Source organism: Vibrio sp. 1562 (assembly GCF_033340155.1).
Lineage (GTDB): Bacteria > Pseudomonadota > Gammaproteobacteria > Enterobacterales > Vibrionaceae > Vibrio > Vibrio alginolyticus.
Genome location: NZ_JAWOVY010000755.1, coordinates 1 through 524 on the forward strand (window position 1 = coordinate 1; position 524 = coordinate 524).

The window sequence follows — 524 nt, forward strand, 5'->3', positions numbered from 1 at the left end:
CTTGTTAAGTGGGATAAGACTCGCGCACACGACAATGACAGCAACCGAAAGTGGCAACAAGGCTCTTCGTTGCGAAACCACAAAGTCACCTAAGCGATCCATGACATGTTTTTGGTCTTGTGACGTTTCCATTTTTACGTGGATAGGCAGCAACTTGAGCAACGCCGGCAACAAGGTAACGGAAAGAAGACAGGCGACCATAACACCTAAAGCAGACAAGTTACCGAAGTCTCGCAGGACAGGAGAATCGGACATATTCATCATCAAGAAGCCAATCGCGGTTGTTACGGATGTAATCAGAATAGGCGCGAAATTTAAAGCGATACTGCGCTCGATTGACTGCGCTTTCGTGAACCCGTTTTTCATTGATTGACGCATGGTCGCAATCACATGAACACAGTCAGCAACCGCAAGCGTCATGATCAACGTTGGAACGTTTACCGTCGCTGTGCTTAAGAACATTCCAGCCCAACCGGAAATGCCCATGGTCGCCATCACAGAACCAATGATGACAATCAGCGTCG

General features: G+C 48.1%; 1 protein-coding gene. It reads right to left on the reverse strand.

What is annotated here, in order from left to right; all coding sequences use genetic code 11:
• A partial coding sequence (locus R7Z49_RS27475; protein WP_318112830.1) for an MMPL family transporter occupies positions 1-524 on the reverse strand: 524 nt, incomplete at both ends.